Here is a 16,716-nt window from a genome sequence, read left to right as displayed (position 1 = left end):
CTTAGCTGCTCTCATCGATGTCTCCCAATTTCAGAGATAGTTGGACACAACGGAGAGGTGGACGGGTTGGTTCCGCACTTTGTCGTGGACGTTTGCTCAGCATATCCGAGGTGTCTCGCCGCAGACGTCAGTCCAGTTCCTGCTGGATCGCGCGGCTGAGCGCAAAAAGGCGCTGATCGATGGTGGTCGGCACCTCGCAGACATATTTCACCACGTGCCGGCGATCTTCGAAGATCCGCGTCTCCCAGGTCAGCTGATTGCCGAGCTCACCGACCTTGGCCTCGTCCGGCGGCGTGGCGTCCTGCAGCGCCTGCAGCGCAAGCGTATCGGTGCGGATCTTCTCCGCCGCCTGGCGCTGCTTGCGCATGACGCGCTCCAGTCCGCTCATGACGGATGCGCGCTGCGCATTGAGCGTATCGAACAGGCCGGCAAACAGCAGCTTTCCGGCATTGGCTTTGTCTACCGCCGAAGCCGACAGGAAACTGGTGATCTCCTTCTCCGCCTCATCGAGCGGGACACGGCGCGCCGAAAGCTTCGCCACCAGTGCGCTGACTTTCGGATCGTCCTTCCATTTGCTTTCCGCGTCATCGAGCGGCGGCCCGGCCCAGACGGCGGCGACCGAGATTTCGGGCACCTTGGCCTGGGCGCACGGCCAGTCCGGATAGCGCGGGTCCACGGCCAGCGCCGCCTGGTTCCACAGCGTGACGGTGAACAGCGCGCCGAGCGCGATCCGCCAGATTGTGATCCGCCACATTTCGATGTGCCATTTCATGCCTCGCCTCCGCCAGGCCCGCGGCGTACCAGGCCGCGCGATGGATCGTATGCAACGATGGCGCCGATCATGAAGACCACGGTGCAGCCTCCAACCACTGCGAGCGAGACCCAGTTCATCTTGCCGTACAATGCAAACCGTATCAGCTCCACCGCATGGGTGAAGGGATTGCACTGGCAAACGTAATACAGCATCGGACTGCCTTCCTGCACGCGCCAGAGCGGGTAGAGGGCCGATGATGCAAAGAACATCGGGAAGATCACAAAGTTCATCACACCGGCGAAATTCTCCAGCTGCTTGATGACGGACGAGATCAGCATGCCCAGCGCGCCGAGCATCAGACCGGACAGCACCAGCGCCGGAAGCACCGTGAAATAGCCGATCGTCGGCGGCGCGATGTCCCAGAACCACGCGATCAGCAGGAACGTGTAGACCTGGAGCAGGGAAACGGCCGTGCCGGCCAGCAGCTTGCAGAACAAGAGGTAGCCGCGCGGCAGTGGGCTCACGAGCAGTGTCCGCATGTTGCCCATCTCGCGGTCATAGACCATCGACAGCGAGGATTGCATGCCGTTGAAGAGCTGGATCATCGCCATCAGGCCGGGCGCGATATAGACCTCGTAGAGGATGTAGGTCTCGTAGGGCGGGATGATCGAGATGCCGAGCACCTGGCGGAAGCCGGCGGCGAAGATGAACAGCCACACCAGCGGCCGGACCAGCGCCGAGACGAAGCGCTCGCGCTGATGCAGGAAGCGCAGCGCCTCGCGCCACACGATGCCGTTGAGGCAGACGATGTACTCCGACAGCGAGAAGCCGCTTCGTGCGGGTGTAACCGTCGTACTGCTCATGATGGCGGCCTCCCGGTGAGCGTCTGCGTGCCGGTCAGGCGCATGAACGCGGTGTTGACGTCCTGGGCCCCGGCATCGGCGATCACGCGCGACACCTGGCCGTGCGCCAGCATCTTGCCCTGATGCAGCACGACCAGATCGTCGCTCGGCATGATCTCGTCGAACAGATGCGTCGCCCACAGCACGCCGATGCCCTGCTCGGTGACGAGTTGCCGGACGTGATCGAGAATGTCGGCGCGCGCCTTGACGTCGAGCCCGACGGTCGCCTCGTCGAGCAGCAACAGCCGCGGCCGGTGCAGCAGCGCGCGGGCGATCTCGAGTCGCCGCATCTGGCCACCGGAGAGGTTGCGCACCTTGCTGCCGGCGCGATCGGCGAGACCGATGCGGCCCAGCACCTCGGCACTGCGCAGGCGCGCCTCGCGCCGCGAAATGCCGTGGAGCGCGGCGTGATAGAGCAGGTTCTGCGTCAGCGAGAGGTCGAGGTCGAGCGTTCGCGGCTGGAACACCACGCCCAGCAGCCGCAGCGCTTCGCCGGGCGCCCGGCTGATGTCGTGGCCGAAGATGCTGATCCGGCCACTCTGGATGCCGAACAGCCGCGTCACCAGCGAGAACAGCGTGCTTTTTCCCGCGCCGTTGAGCCCGAGCAGGGCCGTGAAGCTGGCCGGCGCCACGGTGAAGTTGACGTCGATCAGGGCGCGGCGCGAACCATAGCTGTGGCTGATATTGTCGATCGACAGCGCGGGTTGCACCGCTGCGCCGGGTCCGGGAGCCGGGTCCGGCAAAGGCTGACTTGCGATGTGCGCGTCCGTTGCTGTCATGGCTTCCCGATCGTCACTCCCCAGGGCAACTCGCCGACCTGGATGGTCTTGATCACCTTCTGCGAGGCGACATCGATCACCGAGACGTCGTTCGAGACGCCGTTGGTGACCATCAGGTACTTTTCGTCCGGGGTGAAGTCCATGTGCCAAACCCGCTGGCCGACCAGCAGATATTTGAGCACCTTGTGCGTGGTGGCGTCGACCACCGCGACGCGGTTGGCCGGGCCGAGCGCGACAAACGCGGTCTTGCCGTCCTTGGTCATGCCGATGCCGACAGGCTGGATCGCCTCGCTGCGCAGGCCCGGAATGGCGAAGGTGATGTTGCCGGTCACCTCGTGCTTGGCGGGATCGATGATCGACACCGTGCCGCCGATCTCGGAGGAGACCCACAGTTCGGAACCGTCCTGCTTGAAGACGGCGAAGCGCGGTCGCGAGTCGACCAGCACGTTGGCCACCACCTGGCGCGTCGTCGTGTCGATGAAATGCGCCATGCTGGTGGTTTCGGACGTGTTGATCAGGATCTTGCCGTCGGGACTGACGGCCATGCCTTCGGGTTCGACGCCGACCTGGATGTCGCCGAGCCGGGCACGTTTCTCGAGATCGATCACCGTGACCGTGTTGTCGTTTTCGTTGGCGACATACATGATCTTGCCGGTGGCGTCCTGGGTGAACAGTTCGGGGTCGGGACCGGAGGGGAGGGTGTCGACGATCTGCCGGGTCTTGGTATCGATCACCTGGATCGTGTCGTCGTCTCCCACCGCGACCCACACGAACTTGCCGTCGTGCGAGAACTCGATACCGCGCGGCCGCTGGCCGACCTTGATCGTGTTGGTGACGGTCCATTTGTCGGTGTCGATCACCGTAACCGTGTTGCCCTTCTCGTTAGAGACGTAGGCGACGTATGCGGACGCCGGTGCGGCGGCGACGAGCCAGGCGAGCATCCCGGTGAACAAACAGCGGCGCCACATGCGTTAAATCTCCCTCACTGCAGCTTGCACTTCGTCTCGGGCCGGTCAACACCGAGCGTGTCGAGTTCGGAGAACTGGTGCAGGAAGCCCTCCTGCGGCGACACCGAGACGACCATGCGTCCGTCGGCTAGCAGGATCGGCTGACGGAGCTGCAGATTCCAGTCCCGCAAGGTCAGCCGCGTGCCCTTGAAGGCGGCGACCGAGAAGTTCGGTCCCTTCAGGAAGGCGATGACCTTCTTCGGGTCACCGGAATTGGTGCGGGCCGTTGCCTCTCCGATCATGCGGGCCGCGGTCCAGGCCTGCATGTCGAGCGCAGTCATGTGCCGCATGTTCAACTTCATGAAGCGGTTTTGAATCTGGACGGCGCCCCATTGGTCATGTGCAGCGTCCCAGCTGGTCGGCACCAGGCCGGCCGAACCGGCCACGGGCCGCGGGTCCCAGGTCCTATAGGGCAGATAGTCGGCGAACACCTCGCTCTCGTCGGCCGCGACAAGAACGTCGTAGGCCGGTGCCTGCTGCGTGAACACCGGCATCTGGCGCTGGATCAGCGTCACGCCGCTGTCCGTGCGGCGGGCGCCGCCGGTGTCCTCGAAGGTCCGCTCCTGGACGATCTTGGCGCCGAAGCGCGTGGCCGCCCGGCGCAGCGCGTCGGCGTAAAGCTTGTCCGGCTCATGCGAGCCGACCACCAGCAGCCAGCGCTTCCACTGCTTCCACACCAGATACTGGCCAAGCGCATCCGCGAGCATCGAGCGCGTCGGCGCGACATGGACGACGTTGGCGCGGCAGTCCTGCTCGCGCAGCCGATCGTCGGTTGCACCCGCATTCAAGAGCAGCGTGCCGCGATCGCGCAGGGCGTCAGCGACCTTGAGCAGCGCATCGGCAGACAGGTCGGTGATGATATAATCGTCGCGTCCGGCGAGATCGGTTGCCGCCTTGGCGATGTCGTCACCGTCCTTGACGCGCACCACATCGAGGACGAAGTGCTGGTTGAGGAATTTGCCTGTCGTATTGTTGTCGTCGATCGCAAGCTGCGCGCCCGCGATGCCGTTGTTGTCGGCGGGTTGCTCGGCGAGCGACAGCGTTTCCTTGACGCCGGCATGGCCGAGATAGCCGATATGGATCTCGACCGGATCCGCCGCCAGCGCCTGGCTTGTCGCCAGGCCGAGCGCGAGCGCGGCGATCAGCCATCGGAACATTATTCCTCCCGTCACGTCTTCTCGTTGTCGGAGCATGAAGACCGGCTTGCACTCTTCCGGATCATGCCTTGGCTTGCAAGATGACCAAATTGTCCTAGCTTGCAACCCCGCCTTTTGGCGTTGCGAGATTACAAATTTGGCTGGTTCACAATCATGAGATCGACGTTCATTGTCATCGTTGCAACGCTGGTGATGTCGGCGGCACATGCCGAACCGCCCAAGCTCGCGGTGTTCGATTTCGAAATGATCGATACCAGTCTGCAGGGCGAGGTGAGCGGGCCGCGGGCCGATGAGCAGGCCCGGCTCGGCCGGGTCGGCGATCAGGTGCGCAAGGAGCTGGCCGAGTCCGGCAAGTTCCGGGTTGTCGATATTGCGCCGGTCAATGCTGCGGCGCACGGCAGCCATCTCCAGGCCTGCGGCGGATGCGACGTGACATTGGCTGACAAACTCGGCGCCGATCTCGCGATCACCGGCGTGGTACAGAAGGTCTCCAATCTCATCCTCAACATCAATCTCTATCTGCGCGACGTCCATAGCGGGAAGCTGCTTGCGGCTGCCAGCGTCGACATGCGCGGCAACACCGACGAGTCCTGGCAGCGCGCCACCGACTATCTCGTGCGCAACCGCCTGCTCGCGCCGAATTACGGCGCGCCGCAGTCGCGCTAGAGTTTAGCGAAAGTTCAAGCCTTCAGGCGGGCCGCATGCCAGCGCAGGTGATCCGCCATGAACGTTGAAATGAAGTAGTAGCTGTGGTCGTAGCCCGGCTGGCGCCGCAGGGTGAGGGGAATGTTGGCCTTCTCGCATGCAGTCTTCAGCAGTTCGGGGCGGAGCTGCTCGGTGAGAAACTGATCAGCATCACCATAGTCGACGAGCAGGTCGGAGAAGCGGGCGCCGTCCTCGATCAGCGCGACGGCGTCGTGCTTCCGCCACGCAGCCTTGTTGCTGCCGAGATAGCCACCGAGCGCCTTGTTGCCCCATGGCACCTGCGAGGGCGCCACGATCGGCGCAAACGCGCTCGCCGCGCGATAGCGGTCGGGGTGGCGCAGCGCCACGGTCAATGCCCCGTGACCACCCATGGAGTGGCCGAGGATCGATTGCCGTGCCGTATCGACAGGGAATTGCTCGGCGATCAGGTCAGGCAACTCCTCGGTGACATAGCTCCACATCCGATAATTGCGGGCAAACGGCGCTTCGGTCGCATCGACATAGAAGCCCGCCCCAAGCCCGAAATCATATGAATTGGCGGGATCGCCGGGCACGCCTTCGCCGCGCGGGCTGGTGTCGGGCGCGACGAAGATCAGGCCGAGCTCGGCGCATCCCTGCCGGAACTCGCCCTTCTCCGTGACGTTGGCGTGGGTGCAGGTCAGTCCCGACAGATAGGTGACCACCGGCAGCTTGGCACCTGCCGAATGGGCCGGGACAAAGACCGAGAAGGTCATATCGGTCTTGGTCTCGCGGCTCGGATGCCGATACACGCCCTGGACGCCGCCATGGGATTTGTTCTGGGAAACCATCTGCATTGTCATGTTCCTTGACGGCGGAGCGTAGCGTCAGGCGACGCCGCTTTCGATCGCCAATCGCACCAGCTCCGCCGAGGTGCGCACGCCGAGCTTTTGGCGCATGATCGATGACGTGTTGGCGACCGTCTTGTACGAGGAATGAACCAGCCAGGCGATCTCCGACAGGCTCTTGCCCGAGGAGAGCAGGCGCAGGATTTCCATCTCGCGCGATGTCAGCTTCGACAGCGGGTTCTGCGCGAAGGCCGGCCGCGCGAAGGCGACGCTGCGCGCGATCGCGGGCGGCAGATAGACGCCGCCATTGCCGACCTCGCGCACGGCTTCCAGGAGATCATTGGGATCGCCGGTCTTGGAGACGTAGCCCTTGGCGCCGATATCGATGGCGCGGGCGGCAAACACCGCATCATCGTTCATGCTGAACATGATGATGCGGGCTCCCGCCTCGCGCGCCAGGATGCGGCGCGCCAGCTCGAAACCCGAGACCGTCGGCAGGTTGATGTCGATCACGCAGATATCCGGCTTTTCGGCGACAAAGGCCCGCTCGCCGCTCTCGGCGTCCGGCGCTTCCAGCAGCACGACATCGGGATCGTCGGCGAACACGGTGCGGCAACCCGACGCGACGATGGGATGGTCATCAACGATCAGAATGCGCATGGTGTTTCCCGTCGGCCCGCTTCGATCCGTTCATCATCGCATCAGCTTGCACGACGTGCAGGCGAACACCGGTTCCAATCCGGTTGTACACCTCGTGCGGGATTGCAGTAGGGTGGGATTAGATAGCCGGGCAAGTTTGGCTGTCAACGATCCTCTGGGAGGAGGACTTCGCGGTCAGGGGCAACGCAATGTGGCGAAAACTATCCTTGCGCGCACGGATCAACCTGCTGCTGGCGCTGATCCTGTTGATCGGACTGGGCGTCAATATTGCGCGGCTCGTGCTGGACGCGGGACCTCGGGTGCAGGCCGAGGACCAGAGCACGATCCGGCTGGCGCGCGAGTTCGTCGAGACGATCGTTGCGGGCCTCAAGGGGACGCCGGATCCCGATGCGCGGCTCGATCAGATCGTCCAGGACCTGAGCCGGCTGCGCCATGTCAGCATCACGCGGCAGGATGACGCGACGGCCAAAGCGTCCGAGCCCGCGGAGCAAACCGGCAATCCGCGCACTCCGCCGGCATGGTTCGTCGCCCTGGTCCATCCCGAGCAGACCTCGGTGCGGGTGCCGATTTCGATTCACGACGAGCTGCAATCGCTGCTCATCACCTCGCACCCCGACGACGAAATGGCCGAGATCTGGGACGGCATTGTCAGCCAGGTCGAGGTCGGCTCTGCAATCGCGGTCGCGCTCTTTCTGGTGACCATGCTGGTGGTCGGCCGCGCACTTGCGCCGCTGGAAGGGTTGTCAAAAGCCATGACCAGCATTGAGGCAGGGTTCTACGACGTGCGCGTCGAGCCGGGGGGATCGCCCGAACTGGCCGCGATCTGTTCCAAATTGAACCATCTGGCGGCGACATTGGGCGAGGCCGTGGACGGCAAGCGGCAGCTCGCCGAGCGCGCGGTGTCGTTGCAGGATTCCGAGCGCAAGGAGATCGCACGCGAGCTGCACGACGAGTTCGGGCCCTATCTGTTTGCGCTGCGCGCGCACGCCGGCGCCCTGATGCGCATGGCGGAGGTCGACAAGCCGGATCCGGCGGCGCTGCGCAAGCACGGCAATGCCATCCTCGAACAGGTCAATGCGCTTCAGCAATTCACGCGTCGTATCCTCGAACGGTTGCGGCCCGCCGGTCTCGCCGAACTCGGGCTTCGCGAGGCTCTCGGTGCATTGGTGCGGTTGTGGAGCGAGACGCATCCCGAGGTGGAGATCGAGAGCAGCGTTTCGAGCGCGCTCGGCGACACCGGCGAGACGGCCGATCTGACGATCTATCGCATCGTGCAGGAGGCGCTCACCAATGTTTTCCGGCACGCCGGCGCGACCGCGGTCAGCATCACGATCGAACCGGCGGAGCGGCAGACCGGCGTGCGCGACAGCCGGGGATGCGCGCTGGTGAGGGTGAGCGACAACGGCCGCGGTCTCCGACCGGACTACAGGCTTGGGCGAGGTCTGACCGGCATGCGCGAACGGATCCTCGCATTGGGCGGGACGCTCAACGTCGACTCCGGCGATGATGGCGTGACGGTCGAGGCTCTCGTTCCCAAAGCCATGCAGGCTTGAAGGCCGTACCAGCTTGGGGAGCTATCGCTCGCCTTCTCTTCGGGAATTATTCCCGAATCTTTCGGGAACAGATTTCGGTGGCGTGGCGTGCAACCTGCTCACTAGTATCGCGGCACGAACCGGCGGGGACAAGCAAGGCCGGCCGTCGATGGGTGGGAAGATGGGCGGCGTGCGATTTGTGATGGTCGCATCAATCGCGACTGGCATTGTCGTTGGCAAAGACGCTGCCTTTGCTCAAGGCGGGTCCGAGCACGTTCAAACGCTGCCGCCCGTTGAGGTCACGGCGCCGAGCGAGGGCGTCAAGCGCAGTCGCTCGCGGGAGGGCCCGCGCATCGTTCGTCCCCGGCCGAGAGTTGTGATACCGACCGCGCCTGCAGCCACAGCGTCGTCCGCCTCCGAAATCGATGCCGACAAGGTTTCTGCCAGCGTCAACGTCGTCGACAGCAAGCAGATCGAACGGACCGGCTCGCCCAATGTCACGGACGCGCTGTTGCATAACGTGCCGTCCGTCAACCTCAACGAGGTCTCCGGCAATCCATTCCAGCCGAACCTGGAGTTCCGCGGTTTCGTCGCCTCGCCGTTGTCGGGCACGCCCCAAGGACTCGCGGTCTACCAGAACGGGGTTCGCATCAACGAAGCCTTCGGCGACACCGTCAACTGGGATTTGATCCCGACCGCGGCGATCAGGTCAGCCACCATTGTGACCAACAATCCGGCCTTCGGCCTGAATGCGCTGGGCGGCGCGGTCGACCTCCAGATGAAGGATGGCTTCAGCTATCACGGCACCGAGCTCAACGTGATGGGCGGCTCGTTCGGCCGCATCCAGGGCTCCGCGCAGTGGGGCAAGCAGACCGACAACAACTATGCCGTCTACGGCGCCCTCGAGGGCGTGCACGACGACGGCTTCCGCAACTTCTCGCAGTCCGACGTCCGGCGCTTCTACGGCGACGTCGCCTACAGGAACGACGTCAACGAATTCCATCTCAGCATGGGCGTTGCCGACAACAAGTTCGGCGCCACAGTCACCGTGCCGGCCGAATTGCTGCAGCAATATTGGGGCGCGACCTACACGACGCCGCAAACCACTGCGAATCGCGTCGGCTACCTGAACCTCACCGGCAAGGTCGAGGCCGCCCCGACCTGGACGATCGAGGGCGCCGCACATCTGCGCTTCTTTGGCCAGAAGACCGTGGACGGAAATCCGACCGGCGTGCAGCCCTGCGACGATCCGACACTGCTGTGCTTCGGCGACGGTGCAACGCCGGCCAACGACGTGAACGGCGTCCAGCTCAGCAATCCGTTCCCGTCAAGCGCATTCCTTGGCGAGATCGATCGAACGTCGACACGGTCGACCACCGCCGGCTTCTCGTTGCAGGCGACCAACGACGACAAGCTGTTCGGGCACGACAACCGCTTCACCATCGGCGGCAGCTACGACACCAGTGTCACCTGGTTCAACGCCAGCGCCGAGCTCGCCACCATCGGTACGGATTATGTTCTGTCAGGCAGCGGCATCTATCTCGGGCAATCCGGCAATCCCACGGTCGGTGAGATCGGCCCGGTGTCGCTGCGAACCACCAACCAGTACACCGGCATCTACGCGCTCGACACCTTCGACGTCACCAACAGGTTCTCGATCACCGGCGGCGGCCGGTTCAACGCGGCCCATATCTCGCTCGAGGACCAGCTCGGCACCGCGCTGAACGGCACCCACGAATATGACCGCTTCAATCCCATCATCGGCGGCACCTTCAAGATCACGCCGGAGCTGACGGCCTATGCCGGCTATTCGGAGGCCAATCGCGCCCCGACGCCGCTGGAGCTGGGCTGCGCCGATCCGAGCAATCCCTGCACCATTGCGGCCTTCCTGGTGTCGGACCCGGACCTCAAGCAAGTGGTGTCGCACACGGTCGAAGCGGGGTTGCGTGGCACCAAGGACCTCAACATCGGCACACTGAGCTGGAAGCTCGGAGGCTTCCGCGCCAAGAACACTGACGATATCCTCGCCATTCCGAGCCCGCTTCTACCGGGCCACGGCTACTACCAGAATGTCGGTTCGACGCGCCGGCAGGGCATCGAGGCCGAGGTCAACCTGAAATCGTCAGCGTTCCAGGTCTATGCGAGCTACTCCTTCATCGACGCCCGCTTCCTGGACTCGCTGCAAGTCGGCTCGAACAGCCCGTTTGCGGACGCCAACGGCAACGTCCAGATCTTGCCGGGTAACCAGATTCCCGCCGTGCCCCGCCATCGCGTCAAGGCCGGCTTCGATTACGCCGTGACCGACGCGTTCAAGATCGGTGGCGATGCCCTCTGGGTCAGCAGTCAGTATTTCGTCGGCGACGAATCCAACCAGGCGCCGAAGCTGCCGTCCTATGCTGTCTTCAACGCGCACGCCTCGTACCAGATCAACAAGACATTCCAGCTCTTCGGCCGCATCGACAACATCTTCGACAAGCGCTACGCGACCTATGGCACTTTCTTCGAAACGGATACACTGCCGAACTTCGCCAATGGCGGCGCGCCCTTCACCGATCCGCGTTCGCTCAGCCCAGCGCGGCCACGCGCCTTCTATGCAGGCCTTAAGGCAACGTTCTAGGGTCTGTACCTAATTAGCGATTTCTGATTCCCTCGCGTTGGATTGATTCGGCACGGGGGAGTTAGGTGCGCAAGGGGCTGTTCTGGCTGAACGACAAGCAGTGGGCTCAGATTAAGCCGCATCTGCCAACGAACCAGACTGGCCCGGCGCGCGATGACGATCGACGCATTATCAGCGGTATCATTCACATGCTTCAGTGCGGCGCACGCTGGCGCGATTGTCCGCCCGACTATGGTCCTTACACGACGATCTACAATCGCTTTAATCGCTGGGCCAAGCGCGGACATTGGCAGGCGATCTTTGAAGCGCTCGCCCGCTGCGGAAAGGATGGCGTGACTTTGTCCATCGATTCCACCTCGATCAAAGCGCATCGCTCGGCGAGCGGCGGAAAAGGGGGGAGCATGAACAGGCGATCGGCTCCTCGCGCGGCGGGCGGACCACGAAAATCCACGCGCTGAGCGACCCTGATTGCAGACCTTGCGCATTTCATCTCACTCCAGGCCAGGACGCAGATATTGCCGCCGCGCCGGCCCTTTTGGAACTCGCGCCACCCATGTCTGCCCTCATCGGCGACAAAGGATACGACGGCGACGGCTTTCGCGCCGAAATCGTCGATCGTGGTGCCAAGCCCGTCATTCCAAACAAATCCAACAGGGTCATCCTCCACAGCTTCAACAAACGCGCCTATAAGGGACGCAACGTCATCGAGCGCTGTTTCTGCCGCCTCAAGGACTTCAGGCGTGTCGCAACTCGCTACGACAAACTTGCCAGAAACTTCTTGGCTGCCGTGCACCTCGCCGCCATCGTCGCCTATTGGATCAATTGAGTCTGAACCCTAGCACTACTTTGGCAGAATGTGTTTGCGCGACTGCTTTTCAAGGATTTGCTTTCGGCAATATGGGCACTGCTGAGACGGCGGCCGAAGGATGAGATCGACGATGGCGTGACGTACGGCGGGCATGGTTGGTTGAGGCGGAGGCCCGTTGATTCTTTTTTTTCCGCCCCGCGTGTGCGAGGCGACGATGTTGCAGGAAGGCGTAGGCAATCATGGTCATCAGGGCGTGGCGATGAAGACCTTGCCATGATCGCCCTTCGAAGTGATCCAGTCCAAGCTCCTCCTTCAACTGCTGATGCGCCTGCTCACAAATCCACCGTGCCTTGATGGTTGCGGCCAGCGTGCGCAGATCCGTCGCCGCCGGGAGATTGGCGAGATAGTATTTCTTCTCCCCGGAGGCGCGTTGCTCGCCAATGAGCCAGGCCTCGTCGCCTGGGAGATGCTGCTGACCCTTGTCCCAAATCCGCTGCGGAGGGCCGTCGGCGGTGCGGACACGGACAGCAGCAAATCGGGCTGTCAGACGACCTTTCGTTCCGCTGCGCCAACTCACGGTTTTCCATTTGGCGCTGGCCAGCATTTGTTCTGCCGCAATCGATAAGACATCTGGTACGTGGTGCTTTCGTGGCTTCCCGCGGACTTTGGTAATCGGCCAAATGAGCTGTACATCAACCGGATACACCTTGAGATGCCGAGGGATGCCGACGGCCCAGGCCAGGCCGCGTTCTGTTAGCCCCTGTCGAAACGGTGCGCTAAGCCCGTATCCTGCATCCGCCAGCACGCATCCAAAGCGCACGTTGGCTGCCATCGCTCGGTCAACCTCGGCCAAAGCAATTTCCGGCTTGGATCGTGCCGTTCGGTGTTCGATCGGCACGCGAGCACGCTTCAAACGAGACACATTGCTCGTCCAGCTTTCGGGCAAAAAGAGACGCAGCGCGACCATTACTGGCACTTCGCCGCGCGCAAGGGTCAGCGACACCAGCGTTTGGCAATTTGCCGTTTTGCCAAGAGAGGACGCATATTGAGGCGCGACGCCAACCGAGCGTTCGCCCTTCTTCGGCATTGCGGTGTCGTCAATAACGAGCACCGCGTCCTTGCCGCCGACAAGCCGGTCGGCCTGATTTAACAGTTCAGATTCCAGCGGAGTCGCGTCCCAGACACCGTCGGCAATGAAATGGTGCAACTGATCGTAGTTGCCCGCGGCAAGGCGCTCCGCCATCGGCTGAACGCTTTTGCGGTCGCCGGGACCGATCAATCCCGCAACGTACAATGGACACATCCGCCGCCGGGTCCTATGACCCAACCGATCCAGGAACGGCTTCAGCCAGCGTTCGAGTTCGTCTTCCCACTCCGCCATGGTCAGCCCTCCGAGAGCCGACCACCCATGAATCATTGAAAAATCGATTCGGGAATCCTAAAAAACGCAGTAAAAGCGATAATCTGCCAAAGTAGTGCTAGGATTGTCGCGCCCAGTGGGTGACACTCACCCTCGCCGGCGGTGGGCGAGAGCGCATAGGCCGCGATCGCGACGGCGAGCGCCTTGGCGTGCCCGGGCACACGCGGATCGCGTGATGCCAGATAGAGCGCGTAGCTATCCCGTTTGAGGTTGCGCGCTCAGGCTTTGATGCTGGGAAGCATGAAGGACGTATGCCCGTCGGCGTGCCTGCAGCACGCCGAACGAGACGTTACTCCAGCACCACGTCCGCCGGCATGCCGGCGTGCTGACCCTTGTTGACGGAGGAGGGCGCGATGCCGAAATATTTCCGGAACACCCGGCTGAAATGCGAGGAGCTGGAGAAGCCCCATGAGAACGCGACGTCGGTGATGGTCTTGCCGTTCTGCGATTCCAGCTCCTGCCGGCAATGCTGCAGCCGGGCCTTCCAAATGTAATCGCTGACCGTCATGCCGCGATCGCTGAACAGCATGTGCAGGTAGCGCTTGGAGCAGCCGAGCGCCCCGGAAATGCGGTCGATGCAGAGGTCGGGGTCGCGCAGGTGCTCGCGGATGAAGCCCTGCGCCCGGACATAGGTCGCCTCGGCACTGCCGCGGTCGAACATCGCGCCGGTCTCGCGCAGCGGCAGCAGCAGCAGGTCGATCAGCGAATCGGCGACGCCGACCGCGTTGAGCGGAGACAGCTTCGACGCCTCGCCGAAAGCGGCATGCACGAAGTCATAGGCGATGCGGCCGGTGCCGTTGCGCGCCGACAGCTTGCACGGCGCCATCTTGGAGAGCTGGAAGCCGCGCTCCTTCAAGAGGTCCTTCGGCACGATGACGACTTCATGACGAGTCAGCGACGGGCTGACGATGGTGTGCGGGCAGGATACGTCATAGGCGAAGCAATCGCCGGGCATGATGTCGAAATGCCGCCCTTCCTGCTCGAAATGCGACACGCCATGGGTCTGGAAGAGGATCTTGATGTAAGGATGCTCGCTCAACTTGATGCGTGAGATCGTGTGCGCGATCCGATGCTGGCCTACCTCGATCTGGCACAGCTTCAAGCGCGACACCGTCGTGTAGTTGATCCGTCCCTCGAGCGAGGATCCTTCCAGAGCATCGACCTCGAATTGACCACATAGGTCAGTCAATGCGTCTGACCAGCGCTCGATTTGCCGCTTGGGCGTCAAGCCGGTCGTGTTAAGTGAATGGATTGTGTCGGACATCTTTCCAGCCACCGATTCGATCCCCAAGCGTGACTGCCCACCGCGCGAAGCCTGGCCCGAGATGCCGCGCCTTTTCCCTCATTTCGCGAGAGGCAGAGGGGAGCGACGGGATTCCTCCCGGTCAACGTTGGGCAATCCTCCGTCTAAGTTCTTGCGCCGTCAAGCGCAACCTTGGAGGGCACAAGGGCCGGCGAAGGCTGCCGCCGGGCCTGATGCTTTGCAGCATAAGCGCAGCCTCCCAAACCAATTCAGGCCGGAGTGGCAAAAAATTAGCGAAGGTTCGCTTTCGAGCAAACGGGTGTTCTCTCTTGGGCAAGTCGGCAAGAACCGATCAGGGTACGGCTAGGGAACCAAAATGGAAGAAGCGGGCCGTTTCGACGGAAACCCTGAGCTCTTGAAACTGGGAGGAATCCACGATGCGCAAGGTGCTTTACGCGACGGGTGTTGGGGCAATGGCGATGTTTGCCGCCGGGGCTGCCAACGCCAACGAAGAACTCATCAAGATGGCGAAGAACCCCAAGGACTGGGTCATGCCGGCCGGGGACTACGCCAACACCCGCTATTCGAAGCTGAATCAAATTAACGCGTCGAACGTCGGAAAGTTGCAGGTGGCCTGGACTTTTTCGACCGGCGTGCTGCGTGGCCACGAAGGCGGCCCGCTTATCATCGGCAACACGATGTACGTGCACACGCCGTTCCCGAACAAGGTCTATGCTCTTGACCTTTCCCAGGACAACAAGATCCTCTGGAGCTACGAACCCAAGCAGGATCCCAACGTCATTCCCGTGATGTGCTGCGACACCGTCAATCGCGGCCTCTCCTACGGGGAAGGCAAGATCTTCCTGCATCAGGCGGACGACACGCTGATCGCGCTCGACGCCAAAACCGGCAAGCTCGTCTGGTCGGTGAAGAACGGCGACCCCAAGAAGGGCCAGACCGGCACGTCGGCGCCCTTCGTGATCAAGGACAAGGTACTGGTTGGGACCTCGGGCGGCGAGTTCGGCGTCCAATGCAGCATGACCGCCTACGACATCAAGGACGGCAAGCAGGTCTGGAAAGCCTACTCGGAAGGTCCGGATGACCAGCTCCTGTTCGACCCCGAGAAGACCACTGATCTCGGCAAGCCGGTCGGCAAGGATTCGAGCCTCAAGACCTGGCAGGGCGATCAGTGGAAGATCGGCGGCGGCTGCACCTGGGGCTGGGTGTCCTACGACCCGGAGCTCGATCTGGTTTATTACGGTTCGGGAAATCCTTCGACCTGGAATCCGAAGCAGCGTCCGGGCGACAACAAGTGGTCGATGACCATCTTCGCGCGCAATCCGGATACTGGCAAGGCCAAGTGGGTCTACCAGATGACGCCGCACGACGAGTGGGACTATGACGGCGTCAACGAGATGATCCTCACCGACGAGCAGGTCGGCGGCAAGGAGCGCAAGCTCTTGACCCACTTCGACCGTAACGGCCTTGCCTACACGCTCGATCGTGCGACCGGTGAGCTGCTGGTCGCCGAAAAGTACGATCCGAAGGTGAACTGGACCTCCGGCGTCGACATGAACAAGAGCTCGCCGACCTACGGCCGTCCGAAGGTTCTTGACGCCGCGTCGACCGACAAGGCCGGCGAAGATCACAACGTCAAGGGCATCTGCCCGGCCGCGCTCGGCACCAAGGACGAGCAGCCGGCGGCCTATTCGCCGGAGACGCAGTTGTTCTACGTGCCGACCAACCACGTCTGCATGGACTATGAGCCGTTCAAGGTGAGCTACACCGCGGGTCAGCCCTATGTCGGCGCGACGCTGTCGATGTATCCGCCTCCCGGCGACTCCAACATGGGCAACTTCATCGCCTGGGACGCCAAGACCGGCAAGATCGTCTGGTCGAACAAGGAGCAGTTCTCGGTCTGGTCGGGTGCACTCGCGACCGCCGGTGGCGTGGTGTTCTACGGCACGCTGGAAGGCTACCTGAAGGCCGTCGACGCCAAGACGGGCAAGGAGCTCTACAAGTTCAAGACTCCGTCCGGCATCATCGGCAACGTCACGACCTATGAGCATGGTGGCAAGCAGTACATTGCCGTGCTCTCGGGTGTCGGTGGTTGGGCAGGCATCGGCCTTGCGGCTGGTCTGACCGATCCGACTGCCGGTCTCGGTGCCGTCGGTGGCTACGCTGCGCTGAGCAACTACACCGCGCTCGGCGGAACGCTCACCGTGTTCGCGCTGCCGCAGTGAGCTGACTCAACCTCGTTCCGGCGCATGGGGTGATCTCCATGCGCCGGTCCGTCTTCAAATCGCACGCGAGGATAGGCTTTTGC

Annotated in this window: 14 protein-coding genes; 5 read left to right on the top strand and 9 right to left on the bottom strand. The window is 62.8% G+C overall.

All coding sequences use genetic code 11. The features are described 5' to 3' along the window. Positions 1-127: 127 nt before the first annotated feature. The 5 genes from MTX23_RS25415 to MTX23_RS25395 are packed head-to-tail and all read right to left on the bottom strand — an operon-like array spanning position 128 to position 4,599. A complete protein-coding gene (locus tag MTX23_RS25415) occupies positions 128-772 on the bottom strand; it encodes a hypothetical protein (protein ID WP_280972951.1) in 645 nt (214 codons plus the stop codon). Beyond that, positions 769-1,617 carry an ABC transporter permease gene (locus MTX23_RS25410; protein WP_280972950.1) on the bottom strand — a complete coding sequence of 283 codons (849 nt, stop codon included), beginning with the start codon at positions 1,615-1,617 and terminating at the stop codon, positions 769-771. The genes MTX23_RS25415 and MTX23_RS25410 overlap by 4 nt, the downstream gene beginning before the upstream one ends. After that, on the bottom strand, positions 1,614-2,435 hold the full coding sequence (locus MTX23_RS25405; RefSeq protein WP_280972949.1) for an ABC transporter ATP-binding protein: 822 nt from the start codon (positions 2,433-2,435) through the stop codon (positions 1,614-1,616). Before MTX23_RS25405 ends, MTX23_RS25410 begins: the two co-directional genes overlap by 4 nt. Continuing rightward, the gene (locus MTX23_RS25400; protein ID WP_280972948.1) at positions 2,432-3,403 is read right to left on the bottom strand and encodes a YVTN family beta-propeller repeat protein; all 972 of its coding nucleotides are present in this window, start codon (positions 3,401-3,403) and stop codon (positions 2,432-2,434) included. Before MTX23_RS25400 ends, MTX23_RS25405 begins: the two co-directional genes overlap by 4 nt. Before the next feature lie 14 nt (positions 3,404-3,417). Then, the gene (locus tag MTX23_RS25395; protein ID WP_280972947.1) at positions 3,418-4,599 is read right to left on the bottom strand and encodes an ABC transporter substrate-binding protein; all 1,182 of its coding nucleotides are present in this window, start codon (positions 4,597-4,599) and stop codon (positions 3,418-3,420) included. A gap of 153 nt (positions 4,600-4,752) precedes the next feature. Between MTX23_RS25395 and MTX23_RS25390 the strand changes: the two genes are divergently transcribed. Continuing rightward, entirely contained in the window at positions 4,753-5,265 is a 513-nt protein-coding gene (locus MTX23_RS25390; protein ID WP_280972946.1) for a DUF3280 domain-containing protein, read from the top strand. 14 nt (positions 5,266-5,279) lie between these two features. Here MTX23_RS25390 and fghA read toward each other — a convergent pair whose 3' ends face one another. Next, the gene (gene fghA / locus MTX23_RS25385) at positions 5,280-6,125 is read right to left on the bottom strand and encodes an S-formylglutathione hydrolase (protein ID WP_280972945.1); all 846 of its coding nucleotides are present in this window, start codon (positions 6,123-6,125) and stop codon (positions 5,280-5,282) included. A gap of 24 nt (positions 6,126-6,149) precedes the next feature. Beyond that, on the bottom strand, positions 6,150-6,770 hold the full coding sequence (locus tag MTX23_RS25380; protein ID WP_280972944.1) for a response regulator transcription factor: 621 nt from the start codon (positions 6,768-6,770) through the stop codon (positions 6,150-6,152). Between the two features lie 188 nt (positions 6,771-6,958). Here MTX23_RS25380 and MTX23_RS25375 point away from each other — a divergent pair, with 188 nt between their 5' ends. From MTX23_RS25375 to MTX23_RS25365, 3 genes are all read left to right on the top strand, one after another. Next, entirely contained in the window at positions 6,959-8,323 is a 1,365-nt protein-coding gene (locus MTX23_RS25375) for a histidine kinase (protein ID WP_280972942.1), read from the top strand. 148 nt (positions 8,324-8,471) lie between these two features. Next, positions 8,472-10,919 (top strand): TonB-dependent receptor, encoded by a 2,448-nt coding sequence (locus MTX23_RS25370; RefSeq protein ID WP_280972941.1) that lies wholly within the window; start codon positions 8,472-8,474, stop codon positions 10,917-10,919. A 65-nt stretch (positions 10,920-10,984) separates the two neighbouring features. Further along, positions 10,985-11,745 (top strand): IS5 family transposase gene (locus tag MTX23_RS25365; RefSeq protein WP_280972083.1). Its coding sequence is split into 2 segments (ribosomal slippage): positions 10,985-11,318 and positions 11,318-11,745, totalling 762 coding nucleotides; the frame shifts between segments, so codons are not numbered across the junction. A gap of 49 nt (positions 11,746-11,794) precedes the next feature. On the opposite strand, the gene MTX23_RS25360 is transcribed toward MTX23_RS25365, so the two are convergent. Both MTX23_RS25360 and MTX23_RS25355 read right to left on the bottom strand, forming a co-directional pair. Next, positions 11,795-13,144 carry an IS701 family transposase gene (locus MTX23_RS25360; protein ID WP_280972939.1) on the bottom strand — a complete coding sequence of 450 codons (1,350 nt, stop codon included), beginning with the start codon at positions 13,142-13,144 and terminating at the stop codon, positions 11,795-11,797. Positions 13,145-13,436: 292 nt separating this feature from the next. Beyond that, positions 13,437-14,411, bottom strand: a complete 975-nt coding sequence (locus tag MTX23_RS25355; protein WP_280972938.1) for a helix-turn-helix domain-containing protein — start codon at positions 14,409-14,411, stop codon at positions 13,437-13,439. Positions 14,412-14,827: 416 nt separating this feature from the next. Between MTX23_RS25355 and xoxF5 the strand changes: the two genes are divergently transcribed. Continuing rightward, a complete protein-coding gene (xoxF5, locus tag MTX23_RS25350) occupies positions 14,828-16,633 on the top strand; it encodes a lanthanide-dependent methanol dehydrogenase XoxF5 (protein WP_280972937.1) in 1,806 nt (601 codons plus the stop codon). Positions 16,634-16,716: the final 83 nt, after the last annotated feature.

The organism is Bradyrhizobium sp. ISRA436, from assembly GCF_029910015.1.
Classification (GTDB): domain Bacteria; phylum Pseudomonadota; class Alphaproteobacteria; order Rhizobiales; family Xanthobacteraceae; genus Bradyrhizobium.
Note: the sequence above shows the minus strand (reverse complement) of the source record. Positions and strands in the feature narration are given on the sequence as shown.

Bases quoted from the DNA above. Each gene is read 5' to 3' on its own strand.
- MTX23_RS25415 (WP_280972951.1), bottom strand. From the start codon at position 772: ATGAAATGGCACATCGAAATGTGGCGGATCACAATCTGGCGGATCGCG.
- MTX23_RS25410 (WP_280972950.1), bottom strand. From the start codon at position 1,617: ATGAGCAGTACGACGGTTACACCCGCACGAAGCGGCTTCTCGCTGTCG.
- MTX23_RS25405 (WP_280972949.1), bottom strand. From the start codon at position 2,435: ATGACAGCAACGGACGCGCACATCGCAAGTCAGCCTTTGCCGGACCCG.
- MTX23_RS25400 (WP_280972948.1), bottom strand. From the start codon at position 3,403: ATGTGGCGCCGCTGTTTGTTCACCGGGATGCTCGCCTGGCTCGTCGCC.
- MTX23_RS25395 (WP_280972947.1), bottom strand. From the start codon at position 4,599: ATGTTCCGATGGCTGATCGCCGCGCTCGCGCTCGGCCTGGCGACAAGC.
- MTX23_RS25390 (WP_280972946.1), top strand. From the start codon at position 4,753: ATGAGATCGACGTTCATTGTCATCGTTGCAACGCTGGTGATGTCGGCG.
- fghA (WP_280972945.1), bottom strand. From the start codon at position 6,125: ATGACAATGCAGATGGTTTCCCAGAACAAATCCCATGGCGGCGTCCAG.
- MTX23_RS25380 (WP_280972944.1), bottom strand. From the start codon at position 6,770: ATGCGCATTCTGATCGTTGATGACCATCCCATCGTCGCGTCGGGTTGC.
- MTX23_RS25375 (WP_280972942.1), top strand. From the start codon at position 6,959: ATGTGGCGAAAACTATCCTTGCGCGCACGGATCAACCTGCTGCTGGCG.
- MTX23_RS25370 (WP_280972941.1), top strand. From the start codon at position 8,472: ATGGGTGGGAAGATGGGCGGCGTGCGATTTGTGATGGTCGCATCAATC.
- MTX23_RS25360 (WP_280972939.1), bottom strand. From the start codon at position 13,144: ATGATTCATGGGTGGTCGGCTCTCGGAGGGCTGACCATGGCGGAGTGG.
- MTX23_RS25355 (WP_280972938.1), bottom strand. From the start codon at position 14,411: ATGTCCGACACAATCCATTCACTTAACACGACCGGCTTGACGCCCAAG.
- xoxF5 (WP_280972937.1), top strand. From the start codon at position 14,828: ATGCGCAAGGTGCTTTACGCGACGGGTGTTGGGGCAATGGCGATGTTT.